The following is a 19,170-nucleotide window of genomic DNA, read 5'->3' as shown; positions in this document are numbered from 1 at the left end:
CTCCCTCTCCGCAAAGGTACAGACCAGCCGGAGCATTTGGAACAGCTCTTAACGAAGGGCTTTCCGGATCGCCTCCAGGACGCTCGGGTCCTCGATCGTCGAAGGCACCGCCTCGTCGCGGCCGTCGGCGATCGCGCGCATCGTCTTGCGCAGGATCTTCCCCGACCGCGTCTTCGGCAGCGCGTCCACAATGGACACATCGCGGAACGCGGCGACCGGGCCGATGTCCCGCCGGACCAGCGCCACGAGTTCGTCCCGCAGCTGCTCCGCCGGGACGTCCGCGCCCGCCTTGAGCACCACGAACCCGCGCGGCAGCTGGCCCTTGAGCTGGTCGGCCACGCCGATCACGGCGCACTCGGCGACCGCCGGGTGCGAAGCCAGCACGGCCTCCATCGACCCGGTGGACAGCCGGTGCCCGGCGACGTTGATGACGTCGTCGGTCCGGCCCATGACGAACAGGTAGCCGTCTTCGTCGAAGTAGCCGGAGTCGCCGGTCAGGTAATGGCCTTCGTAGCGCGAGAGGTAGGCCTCGCGGTACCGCTCGTCGTCGCCCCACAGCGTCGGCAGCGATCCCGGCGGCAGCGGCAGCTTCACGGTGATGGCGCCTTCGCGCCCGGCCGGCAGCTCCTCGCCCGCCTGGTCGAGGATCCGGACGTCCCAGCCGGGGACGGGCTTGGTCGCGGACCCCGCCTTGACGTCCATCGGCTCCAGGCCGCGCGGGTTGGCGGCGATCGGCCAGCCGGTCTCGGTCTGCCACCAGTGGTCGACGACCGGCACCCCGAGCTTCTCGTGCGCCCAGTGGTAGGTCTCCGGGTCGAGCCGCTCGCCGGCCATGAACAGCGTCCGGAACTGCTTCAGCTCGTACTTCTCCAGCTCACGGGCGTCCGGGTCGACCTTCTTGACGGCCCGCAACGCGGTCGGCGCGGTGAACAGCGCCTGGACGCCGTGCTCGGCGATGACTCGCCAGAACGCGCCCGCGTCGGGCGTGCCGACGGGCTTGCCTTCGTACATGACCGTCGTCGCTCCGACGAGCAGCGGCGCGTACACGATGTAGGAGTGCCCGACGACCCAGCCGACGTCGGACGCCGTCCACCAGACGTCACCGGCGTGGACGTCGTAGACCGCCTCCATCGAGTAGGCGAGCGCGACGGCGTGGCCGCCGGTGTCGCGCACGACGCCCTTCGGCTTCCCGGTCGTCCCGGACGTGTAGAGGATGTACAGCGGATCGGTCGCCGCCACCGGCACCGGCCCGGCCGGATCGGCGCCGGCCGCCAGCTCCCGCCAGTCGAGGTCGCGCCCGGTCAGCACGGCCGGCGCCTGCTCGCGCTGCAGCACGACGACGTGGTCGGGCTGGTGCTCGGTCATCCCCAGCGCGGCTTCGATGATCGGCTGGTACTCGACCACTCGCGTCGGTTCGATGCCGCAGGACGCCGCCAGGACGACCTTCGGCTTCGCGTCCTCGATCCGCGCGGCCAGCTCCTTCGGCGCGAACCCGCCGAAGACCACCGAGTGCACGGCGCCGATCCGCGCGCAGGCCAGCATCGCGATCGCGGCCTCCGGCACCATCGGGAGGTAGACGATCACCCGGTCACCCTTCGTGACCCCGAGCGAGCTGAGCGCGCCGGCGAAGCGCGCGACGGTGTCCCGCAGCTCCTCGTAGGTGTAGGTGCGTTGCCGTCCGGTCACGGGAGAGTCCCAGATCAGCGCGGCCTGGCCGCCGCGGCCGGCTTCGACGTGCCGGTCCAGCGCGTTGTACGACGTGTTCAGCTCGGCGTCCGGGAACCACCGGTGGAAGGGCGGGTTCGCGTCGTCCAGCGCCCGTCGCGGCGGCCTGGTCCAGCTGATCGACTCCGCCGCGGCCAGCCAGAACGCGTCCGGCTCGGCCAGGCTGCGCCGGTAGGCTTCGGAGTACGCGCCCATGCTCCGCTCCTTCGGGTCGGAGGTTCCGCCGATCCCCATCATGGCGCGGGAGCGGTGGCCGTGCCGGATTCGGCCGCGGAAAGACCCGGCAACCTCAAGGAGCCCGGGAGCGTCCTAAGCTGGACCGCGGGGAAACGCCGCGTGACGGCCACGAAGTGAACACGGACAGTGAGGGGAGCCCGGCGGTGAACGGACTCGCGAGCGCGTTGCTCTCGCTAGCCCATTCCTTGTTCGGCCCGGGTTTCTGCCCCGGCGAATGGGTCTGGGCCACGAGTGCGGCCGGCGCGCTCGTCGCGCTGCTTCCGCCGATCGGCGCGGTCGCCGTCTCGATCATCCGGAAGGGCACCGGCAACCGCTACGACGCGACGACGCTGGGCGTCTTCGGGGGGATCGGCCTGGTCAGTGCGCTGGTGCTGCCGTGGCTGCTGTCGAACGGCGTGTCGGGGGTCTACCGGGCGGCGTTCGGCGGCGACAAGACCGGCCTGAGCCGGGCGGAACTGAACCTGCTCAACGGCGACGGCGGCTGCTGGGTGGGCAACCAGACGAAGTACCTGGGCGGCGGCCAGAGCGTCTACGACGTGCTGTTCTCGAAGAACGGCAGTGACCTCCCGTTCTTCGTCTACCTGCTGGCCTTCGTCGTGCTGGGCGCCGGCTCGCTGTTCTTCGTCATGCTGCAGGGCCGCACGGCCTTCCGCCGCGGCCCGAAGTGGCCGTCGCGGTTCTTCTGGGTCCCGTTCGCCGCGATGCTGGTGTTCAGCGTCGGCATGGAGGCGAACACCGCGCTGCACTTCTTCCTCGGCTTCCTGCCGTTCAGCGTGCTGGGCCTGATCCCGGTCGCGATGGTCGGCCCGCCGCCGTGGTCGGTGATCAACCGGTCGGACCGCTCGGACGAGCCGCCGCCGCGTCGCGAGCAGAGCCCCCAGGGGCCGCCGCCGTCGCAGGTCCAGCCGCGCCCGACCCCGCCGCCTCCGCCGCCGCCCCCGGTCAACCGGCCGTACCCGAAGACGGCGCTGGCCTCCGCGCCCGAGCCGCCGTCCCCGCCGCTCGGCGCCCTGGCCGCGGCGCCGGGCCCGATCCCGCCGCCGCCCGGCTCCCGCAACGCCGGTGGCAGCCGCTACCGCCGCGTCAAGCAGCTCGGCGCGGGTGGCTTCGGCACGGTCTGGCAGGCCGTCGACACCCAGCTGAACCGCACGGTCGCGCTGAAGATCGCGCACGCGCCCGACCGCGACACGGCCGAGCGCATGCAGCGCGAGGCCCGCGCGCTGGCCGTGGTCAGCCACCCGAACTGCGTCAAGGTGTACGACCTGGCCGAGGAGCCGGACGGCCTCGCGCTGGTGATGGAGTACCTCGAAGGCCGTCCGCTGGCCGAGCTGGTCGACGGCCAGGGCCCGCTCGACGACGTCGCGGCGGGCCGCCTGTGGGCGACGATGGCGGGGGCACTGGCGGCGGCGCACGAGAAGGGCGTCCTGCACCGCGACATCAAGCCGTCCAACATCGTCCTCGACCGCAGCGGCCTGGCCCACCTGATCGACTTCGGCATCGCCCGCAGCCAGGGCGATTCGAAGATGACGGCCACCGGGATGATGATCGGCACGCCCGACTTCGTCGCCCCGGAGCAGGCCATGGGGGCGACGGCGTCCCCGGCGTCCGACGCGTGGCAGCTGGCGGCGACGATCAGCTACGCGCTGTCCGGCCAGCCGCCGCGCGGAACGCGGGAGACGCCGATGGCGGCGCTGATGGCGGCGGCCCGGGCCGAGCCGGTGTCGCGGTTGCCGCAGCGCAGCGCGCACGCCCGGTTGCTGGCGGCCTCGCTGGACCCGGAGCCGCGTCGCCGTCCGACGCTGAACGCGGTGCGCCGCGAGGTCGAGGGCTGGCTGTCGCGGGCGGGCAAGTCCGCGGACGGCCCGGTGACGCGGGTCGTGCCGCGTCAGCCCGGGAACCAAATGCCACGCCGCTAGCCGGGCTTGACGGCCGAGAAGATCACCAGCTGCTTCGGTTCCACCTGGACGTCGACCTGCGCGAACCCGGCCTTCCCGAGTCGCGCGGGGAACGTCGCCGGGTCGATGACGTTCATCGTGTCGCCGATGTGCAGCAGGCGGAACCTGAGGTTGAGCTGGCCGTCGCTGCCGCAGTACGTGCCGCCGGGGCGCAGGACCCGGGCGACCTCGGCGAAGATCGCGTCCTGAAGCTCCTTCGTGGGGACGTGGTGCAGCATCGTGAAGCACACGACGGCCGAGAACCTGTTCGCCTCGAACGGCATTTGCGCGCCGCTGCCCTCGACGACCTCCGCGCGGTCGCCGTACTTCGCCCGCAGCAGCTCGCTCGACGCGTGGTCGATCTCCAGGACCGTCAGCTTCGGGACCGCCTTGAGCAGCACGGCCGTGGTGGCGCCGAAGCCGGGGCCGATCTCGAGGACGTCGTCGCCGAGGTCACGCTTCTTCAGCCACGGCGTCAGCCGCTCCTCGACCGTCGCGGCCCACTTCTCCGAGCTGCAGATCTTGCGGTGGATCAGGTTCATCGGCATGCGTCCGACGCTATTTCGGCGCGCGGGTGACCGGTAGCCGATACGCTGCCAACCGATGTCGCGAACCGGACAAGCCATGCTGCTCGGCGCGTTCGACCTGCCCGCCGGCACCTGGTTCCCGTGGCACGAGCACCCGGCGCACCAGCTGGTCTGGTCGGCCCGCGGCGTCGTCGCGGTCAAGGCGGGCGACGCCGGCTGGGTGCTGCCGCCGACGCGGGCCCTCTGGATGCCCGCCGGCGTCCGGCACCGCACCGGCGCGCTCGGGCGGGCGGCGCTGCGCGGCATCTACGCCGACCCGGCGCGGTCGCCGGTGTCGTGGCCGCGGCCTCGGCTGGTCGTCGTCCGGCCGCTGCTGCGGGAGCTGCTGGAGTACCTGACCGGCGACGGCGTCGCGCCCGCCGCCCGGCTGCGTGCCGAAGCCGTGGCCTTCGACCTGCTGGAGCCCCTGGACGTGGTGCCGATCGTGGTGCCGTCGCCGGCGGACCCGCGCGCGCTCGACGTGGCGGCGGCCGTGCTCGCAAACCCGGCCGACCCGCGGACCCTCGCCGAGTTCGGCCGGGACGTCGGGGCGGCGGAACGGACGCTGGCGCGGATCTTCGTCCGCGAGTGCCGGATGCCGTTCGGGACCTGGCGCACCCAGGCGCGGCTGCGGGCGGCACTGCCGCTGCTGGCCCAGGCCGCCCCGCTGGAGACGGTGGCCCACCGCGTCGGGTACAGCTCGGCGAGCGCGTTCGTCGCGGCCTTCCGGCGGGCCGTCGGAGTCACGCCCGGGGCGTACTTCGCCGGCTGACTACCGCCAGGACGGCAGCCAGCGCTCGGCCTCCCACTGGCCGTTCGTGATCGCGATGCCGTTCAGGATCGGCCACAGCCAGGCGAAGTTCGCCACCACCAGCCCGACGTACAGCGACACCACGAGCAGCCCCGTGCCGCGTCTCTCGAAGCCGCGGCGGGCACTGCCCAGGATCTGGCCCAGGCACAACGTCAGCCCCAGCACCAGGAACGCCGCCAGCGGGGTCGCGTAGAAGAAGTACATCTGGCGGTCGATGTTGGTGAACCAGAAGACGTACCCGCCGAGGTAGCCGACCAGCACGGCCGCGTAGCGCCAGTCCGCGCGGAAGATCGAGCGCCACGCCGCCCAGCCGAGCATCGGGATCGCCAGCCACCACATCGCCGGCGTGCCGATCAGCATCGTCGCGCTGATGCAGCGGGCCTCGCCGCAGCCGGTGACCTCGCCGTTGTAGCTGTAGAGCATCGGGCGCAGGCCCATCGGCCACGTCCAGGGCTTCGACTCCCACGGGTGCGGGTTGTCCTTGGGCGTGACCAGCGTTTCGTGGAAGTGCAGGACGTTCGCCGTGTAGTCGCCGAGCGAGCGCAGCGCCGGCGGCATCCACGACCAGAAGCCCGGCGCGATGTCCTTGATCTCGGTGTAGTGCCGGTCGGTGGCGGTCTCGCTGGCGAACCAGGCCCAGTACGCGGCGAAGTACATCAGGAACGGGATGAGCAGGATCGCCCACAGCGCGGGCAGCACGTCCCGGCGGATCGTGCCCAGCCAGGGCCGTTCGACGCCGGCCGCGCGCCGGGCCGCGACGTCGAAGCCGACGCAGAGCAGCCCGAACGCGACGATGTAGTACAGCGCCGACCACTTGACGCCGAAGGTGAGCCCGATCATCAGCCCGGTCGCGAACCGCCACCAGCGGAACCCGAGCTTGGGGCCCCAGACGGACTCGTTGACCCAGCCCTCGCGGACCGCCGTCGCGAGCCGCTCGCGCACCTGGTCGCGGTCGGCGAGCAGGCAGGCGAACGCGGCGAGCACGAACAGCGCGATGAAGATGTCGAGCATGCCCATGCGCGACTGCAGGTGCAGGACGCCGTCGCTGATCACCAGAATGCCGGCGATGCCGCCGAGCAGCGTCGAGCGCGTCAGGCGGCGGGCGATGCGGATGACCAGCAGCACCATCAGCGTGCCGGCCAGCGCGGGCATGATGCGCCAGCCCCAGCCGTTGTAGCCGAACAGCCATTCGCCGATCGCGATCAGCTGCTTCGCCAGCGGCGGGTGGACGACCAGTTCGTAGCCGTAGTTGTCCTCGTAACCGCCGTTGCGCAGCACCTGCCACGCCTGCGGCACGTAGTGCTTCTCGTCGAAGACGGGGCTGCCCTTGTCGGTCGGCACGCCGAGGTTCTGCAGCCGGACGATGCCGCCGATCACGGTCAGCACGAGGGTGACGACCCAGCCGCGCAACCGGTCCGTGGGCATGCCCCGGCCGAGCAGGGTCAGCTCGCGGTCGGTGGGCGGCCGGAGCGCCTCGACCGGGTCCGGCCGGACGCTTTCGTCGTCGGGACGGGTCAGCACGGCGGTCACGGGGCGATCCTACGGGCGGGACGGGGCGTCCGTCGTCCGGATCCGCTGATCAGCCTAGGCTGGCCGGGTGACTTCGGGCCGCCTCATCCTCGCCGCCACCCCGCTCGGCGACGTCCGCGACGCTTCACCGCGCCTGGTTTCGGCCCTGGCGGACGCCGACGTGATCGCGGCCGAGGACACCCGGCGGCTGCGATCGCTGGCTTCGGCGCTGGAGGTGACCCCGCGCGGCCGGGTGGTGAGCTTCTACGAGGACGTGGAGACGGCGCGCCTGCCCAAGCTGCTCGAAGCGCTGCACGCGGGCGAGACGGTGGTCCTGGTCACGGACGCGGGCATGCCCAGCGTGTCCGATCCGGGCTTCCGGCTGGTGGCCGCGTGCGTGGCGGAAGACCTGCCGGTGACGTGCCTGCCGGGCCCGTCCGCCGTGACGACGGCGCTCGCGTTGTCCGGTTTGCCCTGTGACCGGTTCTGCTTCGAGGGGTTCGCGCCGCGCAAGCCGGGCGAGCGGGCCAAGTGGCTGACGTCGTTGCGCGCCGAGCCCCGGACGGCGGTGTTCTTCGAGTCCCCGCACCGGCTGGCATCCCTTTTGTCCGATGCGGCCGCGGTGCTGGGCCCGGACCGCCCCGCTGCGGTGTGCCGGGAGCTGACGAAGACGTACGAAGAGGTGAAGCGGGGCACGCTCGCGGAGCTGGCTTCGTGGGCTGCGGACGGGGTACGCGGCGAGATCACGGTGGTGCTCTCGGGTGCCGAGCCGCGGGCGGTGTCGGTGGCGGACCTGGTGGACGAGGTTGCGGCGCGGGTGGCTTCCGGCGAGCGCCTGAAGTCCGCGGCGGCGGAGGTCGCCGAAGCGACCGGAGTGTCCAAAAAGGAGCTGTACGACGCCGTGCTGGCGGCGCGGAAGCCGCAATGACTTCGCCTGGAGAACGCCGTTCTACTCTGAGTCGCACTGTCCGGGAAGTATGTCCTTTTTGTGGGGATGGGCGGCTCCGCGCGGATTAAGCCTTCTGGCCGCTGGCGCGCGAGGCGTTCATCGGAGATCGTTTCGGGGCGCGGTCCGGGGGTGTTCCGGCCGCACAACGAGGGGGTTCTTCGCGTGTCTTCGTCCTGCCCGAGATCCAGATCCGGCGCTGTTCTGCTCGTGCTGGCCGTGGCTTTCGGGATTCTCCCCGCCACGGCCTTTTCGCGTCCCGCGCCCGCTGCGGCCGACACCGTCGCGCAGGTGCCCGACACCGCGCCGGACGAGGCGACCGCCGCCCGCTACGCCGGACTGGCGCACAAGCGCGTCCAGGCGATGGACCAGACCACCGAGGCCGCCGAAACCTTCGCCAACCCGGACGGCACCTTCACCTCCACCCGCCACCTGCGGCCCGTGCGCGTCAAGCAGAGCGGCGGCTGGGCGGCGCCCGACTCGACGCTCGCGCCGAAGGACGGCGTGCTCGCCCCGAAGGCCGCGACCACCGGGATCACCCTGTCGGCGGGCCGGCAGCGCGCGGTGAAGTCCGCCGGCGCGCAGCCCCTGCTGCGGCTGACGCGTGACGGCACGACGGCCGGGTTCGACTGGGCCGGCGCCCTGCCCGAGCCGGTCGTCACCGGCTCCACCGCCACCTACTCCGACGTCTTGCCCGGCGTCGACCTGCGGGTCGAGGTCGACGTCGACACCGTGCACGAGGTCGTCGTGGTCAAGACCCCCGAGGCCGCCGCGAAGGTGGAGACGCTCGGCTTCGGGCTGCCGGTGCGGAACGGCACCGTGGTCAAGGACGCCGACGGCAGCCTCCACGTGCGGGACGCGAAGGGCGAAGAGAAGTTCAGCGCCCCGCCCGCGACCATGTGGGACTCGTCCGGCATCGACCCGGACGGCCGCGACTTCACCCGCGGGCCGGCGCCCGGCGGGCACCGGGCCGCGGTCGGCGTGGACCTCGCCGGGACGAAGCTCACCCTCACCCCGGACCAGAAGCTGCTGACCGCACCGGACACCGTCTACCCGGTCTACGTCGACCCGACCTGGCACGACATCTACTGCCAGAACTGCGGCCGCAACCACTACCTCGTCCAATACGCCTGCGGTTCGAACAAGTCGCCCGGCGACGCGGTCTGGGACAGTGACGACAACCTTCGCGCCGGGTACGTGAACGACCCGAACTCGACCTGCAACAAATCGCACCTCATCACCGCCCGCTCGTTCGTCGAGATGAACCTGGGCGGGCTCGCCGGGAAGAAGATCTACGGTGCCCAGCTGAGTCTCAGCCTGACCAACCCGGGCAGGTGCGAGCGGAACAACGACGTCGTCTGGTCCGGGGGCATCTCCGCGGGGATGGCGTTCAACAGCGGGCCGTCGTGGTGGAGCCCCATCAGGACCGTCGTGGGCTGCCCGGCGAACGCCGGCTTCGACATCACCGACGTCATCGCGAACGCGGTCGGCGGGAACTCACCGACCTGGACCTTCGGCCTCGTCTCGCCGAACGAGGGCGACGATTGGACCTGGAAGCGTTATTCGACGCAGATCTACTTCTCGGTGACCTACAACTCCCCGCCGAACCAGCCGGCCAACCTCGCCGTCTTCAACGGCACCCAGGCCTACCCCTGCGTCCAGGGCGTCTCGCGGCCGGTCCTCGGCCCGACCAGCACCGGCTACGTGACCCGGGCCAACGTCTCCGACCCCGACGGCAACGCGCTCGACGCCCGGTTCCGCATCTACAAGGGACTCGTCAGCAAGGGGTCCGGCAACTACACCTGGGACGGCCGGGAGTTCGGCTCGGACAACATCCTGAGCGACGGCAACCAGGCGAACCGGAACGCGGTCACGACCCTGCCCAAGGACGAGATGAACGCCGACGGGTTCTACTCGTGGGACGTCCACTCGTTCGACGGCAAGGACACGTCGTGGGCCGTGCCGTGCGAGGCCGAGGTCGAGCTGACCCCGCCCGCGGTCCCGGGGGTGGCGTCGCAGACCTACCCGTCGGGCGCCTACGGCGGCGGCCCCGGCCGCGCCGGTGACTTCACGTTCACCCCGGCCGGCACCGCGGCCCCGGTCGACCACTACGTCTGGCGGCTGGACAACACGGCCTCGCCGAGCTGCAACGGCACCGAAGCCGGCACGGTGACGCCGAAGGCCCTCAACGGGCCCGGCTCCACGGTGATCGCCCCGGGCAGCTCGGGACCGCACGTGCTCAGCGCGTGGTCGTGCAACCGGGCGAAGACCCCGTCGAACCGGGTCGACTACGCGTTCACGGTGAAGGACGCGGCGGCGCCGGCCGCGTCCTGGCAGTTCGAGGGCGACGGCCGTTCGCAGGTCACCGGCCTGCGGTACGCGGGTGCGGGCACGGGCAACTTCGCCGCGGGCAAGCTCGGCCAGGCCGCGGTGCTCAGCGGCCAGTCCGGTGACTACTTCGAGACACCGGCCCGGATCGTCGACACCGCGAAGTCCTTCTCGGTGTCGGCGTGGGTGAACGCGGCCGACCTGAGCGGCCGGCGCGCGTTCCTTTCCCAGGACGGCGACCAGACCAGCGGGTTCGCCCTGCAGTACCTGGAAACCGGCAAGTGGGCGTTCAGCCTGAGCGGCGCGGACGTGGCGAGCCCGGCGGTCACCTCGGCGGTCTCGGCGACGGCTCCGGCGGCCGGGACGTGGACCCACCTGACCGGCGTCTACGACGCCACCGCACACACCGCCGCGCTCTACGTCGGCGGTGCCCTCCAGCAGACGGTGTCCGCGACGGCGGCGAACGTGACCGGCCCGCTCGTGCTGGGTGGCGCGAAGTCGGGCGGTGCCCGCGCCTACCTGGCCAAGGGATCGATCGACGAGGCGGTCGTGGTCGGCCGGGCCCTCTCCGCGAGCGAGGTCACCACCCTGTACGGCGCCAACGGCGTCCCCGCGGGACTGAACGCCGCGCGGGAGTACACATTGGACGGCGACACGAAGGACGCCACCGGCACCGAGAACACCCTCGTGCTGCACAACCTCGCCTACGGCCCGGGGTACTCGGACTCCGCGGGCCAGTCGGCGACCGAGGACGGCATCGGCCACGGGAGCGGCCAGGCCCTGGTCGACCAGGGCCCCGGTTACGCCGCGACGTCAGCGCCGGTCGTCGACAGCTCGCAGAGCTTCTCGGTCTCGGCCTGGGTGAAGGTGAAGGACGCCAACCACTACACGATCCTCGCGCAGCAGGGCGTCCACGGCAACGCCGTCCAGATGAGCAACTCGCCCGACAACATCGGGATCGGCATGAGCACCACCGACAGCGCCGATCCGAACGCGGCCGGGTGGCGCTGGGCCGCGGCGCCGATCACGCCTCACCTGGGACTGTGGACCCACGTGACCGGGGTCTACGACTCGGTGGCCGCGAAGGAACGGCTCTACCTCAACGGCGTGCTGGCCACCGAGGTGGCGATTCCCGCCGGGACCGTGTGGCGGGGCACCGGGCCGTTCACCGTGGGCAAGGTGGCGGACCAGGACCTGGGGGTCTTCAACGGCTCGATCGACCAGGTCCAGGTCTGGGACCGGGCGCTGCCCGCCGCGGAGATCGCCGGGCTCGCCAACACGGCGGTGCTGCGGGCGAACTACCAGCTCGACGGCACGACGACCGACACCGTGAGCGGCGTGACGGGCACGCCTTCGGGCAACGTCCAGCTGACCACCGACGAGAACGGGGCGAACGTCGCCCGTTTCCCGTTCGCGTGGGGCTCGCAGATCGAAGGGCCGCGGCCGCAGAACTTCCGCAGTGACCGCAGCTTCACCGTCGAGGCGTGGGTCAAGAAGACCTGGACGGACGCGGACGCGGCGAAGGAGAAGCAGCGGGATCCGTCCGATCCCGCCGGCGTCGACAAGCCCGGCCGCACCGCGCTCGGGGCGAACGGCGCCTACTACTCGCCCTACCTCCTGGGCCACCGCGGCGTCCAGGACGCGAGCGGCGCCTGGCACCCGCGCTGGAGCTGGGCGATGTGGATGAAGGAGTCCACCCCGTCGACGCCGGTGTCCGCGCTGGTGACGCCGGACGGGGACGCCCAGCCGAACGTCTGGACGCACCTGGCCGGGACGTACGACGCGGTGCTCCACCGGGCTTGCCTGTACGCGACCACGGACGCCTACCGGTACACGACGAAGTGCGTCGACAACGTCGTGGGCTGGAACGGCGCGAGCGACGTCGAGGACCTGTTCCTCGGCCGTGGCCGCTTCGAGGGCATGGACACCGACTACTGGTACGGCGACCTCCGCGGCATCCGGGTCTACAGCGGTGTGCTCGACGAGCAGCACATCAACGCGGACACCGTTCTCGACCACCCGTAATCCCGCCGGCTTCTCCCCGCGTTCGCAGAATTGGGCAGGTTTGTCATGCGCAGAAGTGCCAGTCGGGCCCGGCGGGTCCGCTTCTCCCGGGTCACCGCGGTGGTGCTGGCCGCCGTCATGCTCGGCTCCGGCGGCACGGCGGTCGCCGCGCCGGTGGGACGGCCCGGCGGCTGGTCGGTCCCGCCGGCGCCGAAGGAGAAGAGCGTCCCGGTGCACCCGGTGGTGACCGGGAAACTGCCCGAGCTCAAGGTCGGCACGGCGCCGGTCGCGGCGCCGGTCTGGCCGGCCGCCGGGGAGTTCGACGTCGACCTGGCGCCGGCCGCGCAGCAGCAGCGCGTCGCGGACTCCCCGCTGCGGCTCGGCCGGGCCGCGGCGGCCGCCAAGCCCGGCAAGGCGCACGTCAAGGTCGCCGACCACAAGGCCGCCGAGGCGCTCGGGCTCGAGGGCGTCGTCCTGTCGGTCACCGGCGCCACCGACGGGCCCGTCCGGGTCGGGCTGGACTACAGCGGGTTCGCCGGCGCTTTCGGCGGTGGCTGGAGCGACCGGCTCCGGCTGTTCGCGCTGCCGGGGTGTGCACTGTCCACACCGGACAAGCCGGAGTGCCGCACGCGCACGCCCATCGCCGGTTCGGCCAACGACGCCAAGGCGAAGCAGGTGAGCGCCGAGGTCGCGCCGAGCGGGCGGACGCAGGTGCTCGCGGCCACGGCCGCCGCGGCCGGTTCGGCCGGCTCGACGACGGCGATGCCGCTCTCGGCGGCCGGTGACTGGTCCGGCGGCGGATCGGGCGGCGACTTCTCCTACAGCTACCCGTTCACCGCGCCCAAGGCCCCGAACGGCGCCGCGCCCAACCTCGCGCTGAGCTATTCCTCGGGCAGCATCGACGGCCTGACCTCGGCGACGAACAACCAGGCTTCCTGGATCGGCGACGGGTGGGACTTCACGCCGGGCGGCTTCATCGAGCGCCACTACAAGGGCTGCAGCGAGGACCTGGGCGGCAACAACGGCCAGACGAAGACCGGGGACCAGTGCTGGGGCCCCGACAACGCGTCGCTCGTGCTCGGTGGCCGGTCGACGCAGCTGATCAAGATCAACGACACGCTGTGGCGGCCCAAGAGCGACGACGGGTCGAAGGTCGAGCTCCTGACCGGCGCGGCGAACGGCGTCTCCCGCGGTCAGCACTGGCGCGTCACCACCGGTGACGGCACCCAGTACTACTTCGGCCTCAACCACCTGCCCGGCTGGGCGAGCGGCAAGCCGGAGACGCAGTCCGCGTGGACGGTCCCGGTGTTCGGCAACAACGACGGCGAGGACTGCTACAAGCCGAACGACTTCGCGCACTCGTGGTGCCAGCAGGCGTGGCGCTGGAACCTCGACTACTCCGTCGACCCGCACGGCAACGTCAGCACCTTCTACTACCAGCCGGAGAAGAACTCCTACGGGCTGAACCTCAACGTCACCTCGGCCGGCACGCCGTACGTGGCGGGCGGCTACCCGCTGCGCGTCGAGTACGGCCTGCGGCTGGTGAACGGCAGCGTCTACGGCAGCGGCCCGACGAACCAGGTCCTGTTCGACACGGCCGAGCGGTGCATCCCGGACGCCTCCTTCGACTGCGCCCCGGCGAAGCTGACCGCCGCGAACGCGTCGCACTGGCCCGACGTCCCGTTCGACCAGATCTGCGCCGACGGCGCGACCTGCGACTACGGCGCGCCGGCCTTCTTCACCCGCAAGCGCCTGACGGCGGTTCGCACCCAGTACTTCACCGGCACCACCCCCCACGACATCGACCAGTGGGACCTCGTCCAGTCCTACCCCGGGTCGGGGGACAACGCCCCGCCCGCGCCGTGGCTGAACTCGGTCACCCACACCGGCAAGGCGGGGGCCACGCCGATCACCCTGCCGCCGACCCAGTTCGACCGCTACATCTTCCCCAACCGCGTCGACACGCTCGGCGACAAGTACGCGGCGATCACCCGCAGCCGGCTCAAGGAGATCCGCACCGAGACCGGCAGCCGGATCTCCGTGATCTACTCGGCGCAGGACTGCGTCCCGGGCACGAAGATGCCGGCGTCGCCGCAGACGGACAAGTACCGCTGCTACGCCTCCTACTGGAGCCCGCCCGAGTCGAAGGACCCGGTGCTGGACTGGTTCCACAAGTACGTCGTCACCGACGTCACCGAGGACGACGGGCCCGGAGACGCGATCCCGGTCGAGACCCACTACAGCTACCCGCCGGACAGCGCGGCCTGGCACTACGACGACAGCCAGTTCACCCCGGACGACCGCCGCACCTGGAACCAGTGGCGCGGCTACAACGTGGTGACCACGTCCATCGGCGCCCCGGGCGCGACGCAGACCGTGACCGAGTCCCTTTACCTGCGGGGCATGGACGGCGAGGTGGTCACCGACTCCGACGGCGGCACGATCACCGACCAGGACCCGCTGCAGGGATTCCTGCGCGAGTCGCGGACGAAGCTGGCCGACGGCCGGACCGTCGACTCGGCTTCGGTCAACGACCCCTGGCTGCACGGGCCGACGGCGACCAGTTCCGACGGGCGCCTCAAGGCGTACCTGATCGACACCGCTTCGGTGCGCGGCCGCACGCTGCTCTCGGACGGCAGGACCTACCGGCGCACGCAGGTGAAGAAGGCGTTCAACGACAACGGGATGACCACCCAGGTCGAGGACCTCGGTGACACCTCGACGCCCGGCGACGACACCTGCACCAACACGACCTACCTGGCCAACGACGCCGGGATGTTCGACCGGTCGAGCGAGGTCGTGATGTTCGGCGGCACCTGCGCCGGGACCCAGACGGCGGCGAACAGCATCACCGACGTCAAGGTGGCCTACGACCACCAGGCCGTCGGGACGCCGCCGACCAAGGGCGACATCACCGAGCAGGACACCCTCGACACCTGGGACGCCGCCGGCAAGCACTACGTCGCCACCGCGCAGAACGGCTACGACGACCTGGGCCGCGAAACCGAGGCGCGGGACGTCTTCGGCAACCTGACCAAGACCGAGTTCACCGGCAGCCCGGTCACCCAGATCAAGACGACCAACCCGCTCGGCTGGACGTCGACGACCACCCTGGAACCCGCGCGCGGCAACCCGGCGACGTCGACCGACGTCAACAGCGTCCGGACGGACGTCGACTACGACGCGCTCGGCCGGAAGACGGCGGTCTGGAACCCGGGCCGGACGAAGGGCAGCCAGACGGCGAGCGCGACGTTCGAATACGGGCTGAGCCAGACCGGCCCGATCTTCGTGCGCACGAAGACGTTGCAGGACACGAACTCCTACACCGATTCGTACACGATCTACGACAAGCTCGGCCGGATCCGGCAGACGCAGGTGCCGGCCCAGGGCGGCGGCCGGATCATCGCCGACACCCTGTACGACTCCCGCGGCCTGCAGTTCAAGACGAACGCCCCGTTCTACAACGACGCTTCGGGGCCGAACGAGACCCTCGTCGGTGCCGCCGACGACGTGGTCATGGCGCAGACGGTCACCGAGTACGACCGCCGGGCGCGGCCGACCGCGTCGATCCTGATGTCCAAGGCCGTCGAGCAGTGGCGGACTTCCACCCGGTACGAGGGTGAGCGGACCACGACGATCCCTCCCGCGGGCGGCTCACCGTCCACTGTGGTCACCGACGCGCAGGGGCAGACCGTCCAGCGGCTGCAGTACACCAACGGCTACACCCCGGGCGGGGCGAACCCGGCCGACGTCACGACGTACGCCTACAACGCCGCCGGCGCGATGACGTCGCTCCAGGACTCGTCGGGCAACGTCTGGACGACGAAGTACGACCTGCGCGGCCGCAAGGTCGAGCAGAACGACCCGGACGCCGGGCGCTCGACGTTCACCTACGACCAGGCCGGTCAGCTCAAGACGACCACGGACGCCCGGAACCAGACGCTGGTCTACACCTACGACACGCTCGGTCGGAAGGTCCGCGAGAACAAGGATTCCGACACCGGTCCCCAGCTGGCGACGTGGACCTACGACACGGTGCCGCACGGGCTCGGCCTGCCGGCTTCGTCGACGCGCTGGGACGGCTCCGACGGCTACACGAACCGCGTCGTCGCCTACGACGGGTTCAGCAGGCCGACCAAGACGGCCGTCGACATCCCCGCCAAGGAGGACGCGCTCAAGGGCACGTACGAGTTCTCGACGGCATACACGGCGACGGGCGCGATCGCGAAGACCGTGAGCCCGGCGGCGGGGAACCTGCACCAGGAAAACATCGTCCACGACTACACCGACCTGGGCCTGCCGGCGACGACGTACGCGCTCGACGCGACGACCGGGGCGCGCACGGACCTGGTGTCGTCGACCGGGTACACGTCCCTCAACGAGATGTCGACGCTGCAGCTGGACGGCCTGACGTCGGTGGCGAACGTCGGCGTGACCCAGACCTACGACCAGGTCACCCGGCGCCCGCAGACCACGACGGTCACCCGGGAGACGCAGGTCGGTCCCGAGCTGTCCAAGCGGACCTACACCTACGACCCGGCGGGCAACGTCCGGAAGGTCGCCGACACCCCGGCCGGTTCGACGGCCGACATCCAGTGCTTCGACTACGACTACCTGCAGCGGATGACGGACGCGTGGACCCCGTCGTCGGGCGACTGCGCGACGGCGAAGTCGGCGTCCGCGCTGGGTGGGGCGGCGCCGTACTGGAACAGCTACGCCTTCGACAAGGCGGGCAACCGCAAGACCCAGGTCGAGCACAAAGCGGCCGGCGACGTGACGACGACGTACACGTACCCGGCTTCGGGCGCCTCGGCCGTCCGGCCGCACGCGTTGCAGAAGACGGACACGGCGGGCCCGAACGGCACGGCCACGGCGGGGTACACCTACGACAAGGCTGGCTCGGTGGAGACGCGCAACGTCGGTGGCGACACGCAGACGTTCACCTACGACGCCGAAGGCCACCCGGCGACGGAGGCGGACAAGGGCGGCCAGAGCTCGTACGTCTACGACGCGGACGGCAACCGCCTGATCGCCCACGACCCGACGGGCGCGACCCTGTCGATCGGCGACCTGGAGGTCTTCCAGACGGCGGGCACGCACGCGGCGACGGCGATCCGCTTCTACGCGCACGGTGGCACGCAGGTGGCCGAGCGGGTGGGGACGTCGGGGCTGCGGTGGATGCTGGGCGACCTGCACGGCACGAACGGCCTGTCGATCACCCAGGGGACGCTGCAGCCGAACCAGCGCTACACGGACCCGTTCGGCAACGTGCGCGCGCAGACGTCGACGTGGCCGGACAAGCACGGTTTCGTGGGCGGTTACCAGGACACGACGGGCCTGACGCACCTGGGTGCGCGTGAGTACGACCCGGTGACGGGCCGGTTCACGAAGACGGACCCGGTGCTGACGCCGGACCTGCCGCAGACGTTGAACGCGTACGCGTACGCGAACAACTCGCCGGCGACGGAGTCGGACCCGTCGGGGCTGTCGGCGTGCCACAGCATGGGTTCGGACGGACTGCTCTGCAACCCGGGCACCCCGCAGGCCGAGGGGTGTTCGTGGAACCCGAGCTGCAACGTGGTGGGCCACCACACCCAGCAGGAGATCGACAAGCGCAGCGGAAAGACCGCCCGCGACCAGTACCTGGCCGCCCACAACGTCAACACGGCGGCCTACCGCGACGCACAGGCGGTGGCGAAGAAGTCCAAGTGGGACGTGTTCGTCGAAGCGGCGGGCGAGCTGATCAAGGGCTTGATCGGCTGGGACGACATCAAGGACTGCGTGACGCAGGGCGCATTCGGTGCGTGCGTCCGGACGGTCATCAACTTCATCCCCTGGGGCAAGATCCTGAAGGCCGGCGAGATCATCGCGGACTTCTGGAAGGGCGCAAAGGCCCTGATCACGTTCGGCAAGGAGGTGGAGAAGGCCGAGAAGGTCATCGTCGACACGGAGAAGGTCCTGGTCGACGCGGAGAAGGCCGCGAATGCGGCGAAGGACGCCGAGCAGGCTGTTTCGGAAGTGGCGCACGGGGCCGAGGAGGCCAAGGGCGCCGAGAGCGGTGCTTCGTGCGCGCTGCACAGTTTCGTGGCCGGGACCCGGGTTCTCCTGGCGGATGGTTCGTCGAAGCCGATCGAGCAGGTCGCGAACGGCGACGTGGTCGAGACTACGGATCCGTCGACGGGCGCGGTCGAGCAGCACAAGGTGGTGGGGACGCTCGTCCACGCCGACGAGGAGCAGCGCACCGAGGTGACGCTGGACTCGGGTGGCTCCCTGGTGGCGACGGACTGGCACCCCGTGTGGGTGGAAGAGGCCGGTGACTGGGTTGCGATCGGGGCGCTCGAGGTGGGGCAGCACCTACACTCGGCGGATGGTCGGTCGGTCGAGGTCAAGGCGGTTCGCCACTTCGAGCAGCAGGCGCCGGTCTACGACCTCACGGTGGACTCGGTCCACGACTACTACGTGGGTGCCGGTGCGGTCGCGGTTCTCGTGCACAACTGCCCCTCGGCCGGCGGAGGTGGTCCCGAGGAACCGACGGTTCGCATGCGTCATTACACGAACGCCAAGGGCAAGAGCGGCATCGTGCAAGACAATGTGATCAAGGCCAGCGATCAGAACAAGGTTTTCATGGTTCCCGCGAAGGGGAAGCCGATGTCGCCTCGGGACGCGGAGAGCACACTCGGTATCGGTCGTGGCCGTGGCCGGAACGTCGTCGAGTTCGACGCACCTGCCAGTAGGGTGACCTCGCGTTTCAACTCCACAATGAACATCACGGAATGGATCGCTGAAGGCGATTTGCCGGTGACCAACATCAAGGTGATCAGATGAGTTCACAGGCGGGCTCGGCAGGCGCCCCGTTGTCCGAGGGCGACTTGACCACGTTGTTCGGCGACCTCGAGGAGCTCGTCGTCTCGCTCGATCGGCTTCTGTCGAGAATCGGGGCGGGAGCCGAGCCGGAAAAGCTGCTCCGGTTCGTGGTCGAGCGCGACCTGCTGCGCCGCCTGGCGCACGACCGAGCTGTGGTCGGCGATGCGCTTGCCCGCATCGTCGGGGAGGAGGCGGTGGAGGAGCTCGCTGAAGCTCAGTACCGCTACGTCGATCCTGTGTGACTTC

General features: G+C 70.9%; 9 protein-coding genes. 6 read left to right on the top strand and 3 right to left on the bottom strand.

Annotated elements, in window-relative coordinates; all coding sequences use genetic code 11:
* Positions 1-48: 48 nt before the first annotated feature.
* Positions 49-1,920: a propionyl-CoA synthetase gene (locus AB0F52_RS01205; RefSeq protein WP_360163292.1), complete on the bottom strand. Its 1,872-nt coding sequence runs from the start codon at positions 1,918-1,920 to the stop codon at positions 49-51.
* A 185-nt stretch (positions 1,921-2,105) separates the two neighbouring features.
* On the opposite strand from AB0F52_RS01205, the gene AB0F52_RS01200 reads away from it, so the two are divergent.
* Positions 2,106-3,878, top strand: coding sequence for a serine/threonine-protein kinase (locus tag AB0F52_RS01200; RefSeq protein ID WP_360163290.1), 1,773 nt, complete (start codon positions 2,106-2,108; stop codon positions 3,876-3,878).
* On the opposite strand, the gene AB0F52_RS01195 is transcribed toward AB0F52_RS01200, so the two are convergent.
* The gene (locus AB0F52_RS01195; RefSeq protein WP_360163288.1) at positions 3,875-4,444 is read right to left on the bottom strand and encodes a class I SAM-dependent methyltransferase; all 570 of its coding nucleotides are present in this window, start codon (positions 4,442-4,444) and stop codon (positions 3,875-3,877) included. The two genes, AB0F52_RS01200 and AB0F52_RS01195, sit on opposite strands and share 4 nt — an antisense overlap.
* 76 nt (positions 4,445-4,520) lie before the next feature.
* Between AB0F52_RS01195 and AB0F52_RS01190 the strand changes: the two genes are divergently transcribed.
* Entirely contained in the window at positions 4,521-5,234 is a 714-nt protein-coding gene (locus AB0F52_RS01190) for a helix-turn-helix transcriptional regulator (RefSeq protein WP_360164571.1), read from the top strand.
* On the opposite strand, the gene AB0F52_RS01185 is transcribed toward AB0F52_RS01190, so the two are convergent.
* Positions 5,235-6,803, bottom strand: a complete 1,569-nt coding sequence (locus AB0F52_RS01185) for a phospholipid carrier-dependent glycosyltransferase (RefSeq protein ID WP_360163286.1) — start codon at positions 6,801-6,803, stop codon at positions 5,235-5,237.
* Positions 6,804-6,870: 67 nt separating this feature from the next.
* Here AB0F52_RS01185 and rsmI point away from each other — a divergent pair, with 67 nt between their 5' ends.
* From rsmI to AB0F52_RS01165, 4 genes are all read left to right on the top strand, one after another.
* On the top strand, positions 6,871-7,710 hold the full coding sequence (gene rsmI, locus AB0F52_RS01180) for a 16S rRNA (cytidine(1402)-2'-O)-methyltransferase (RefSeq protein WP_360163284.1): 840 nt from the start codon (positions 6,871-6,873) through the stop codon (positions 7,708-7,710).
* 309 nt (positions 7,711-8,019) lie between these two features.
* Positions 8,020-12,081, top strand: coding sequence for a LamG domain-containing protein (locus tag AB0F52_RS01175; protein WP_360163282.1), 4,062 nt, complete (start codon positions 8,020-8,022; stop codon positions 12,079-12,081).
* A gap of 45 nt (positions 12,082-12,126) precedes the next feature.
* Positions 12,127-18,885 (top strand): HYD1 signature containing ADP-ribosyltransferase family protein, encoded by a 6,759-nt coding sequence (locus AB0F52_RS01170; protein WP_360163280.1) that lies wholly within the window; start codon positions 12,127-12,129, stop codon positions 18,883-18,885.
* Positions 18,882-19,166: a hypothetical protein gene (locus AB0F52_RS01165; protein ID WP_360163278.1), complete on the top strand. Its 285-nt coding sequence runs from the start codon at positions 18,882-18,884 to the stop codon at positions 19,164-19,166. The genes AB0F52_RS01170 and AB0F52_RS01165 overlap by 4 nt, the downstream gene beginning before the upstream one ends.
* Positions 19,167-19,170: the final 4 nt, after the last annotated feature.

The sequence above is a fragment of the Amycolatopsis sp. NPDC024027 genome, from assembly GCF_040638975.1.
In the GTDB taxonomy this organism is placed as follows: domain Bacteria; phylum Actinomycetota; class Actinomycetes; order Mycobacteriales; family Pseudonocardiaceae; genus Amycolatopsis.
The sequence above is the reverse complement of the archived record's forward strand: the minus strand, read 5'-3'. Positions and strand labels throughout refer to the sequence as shown.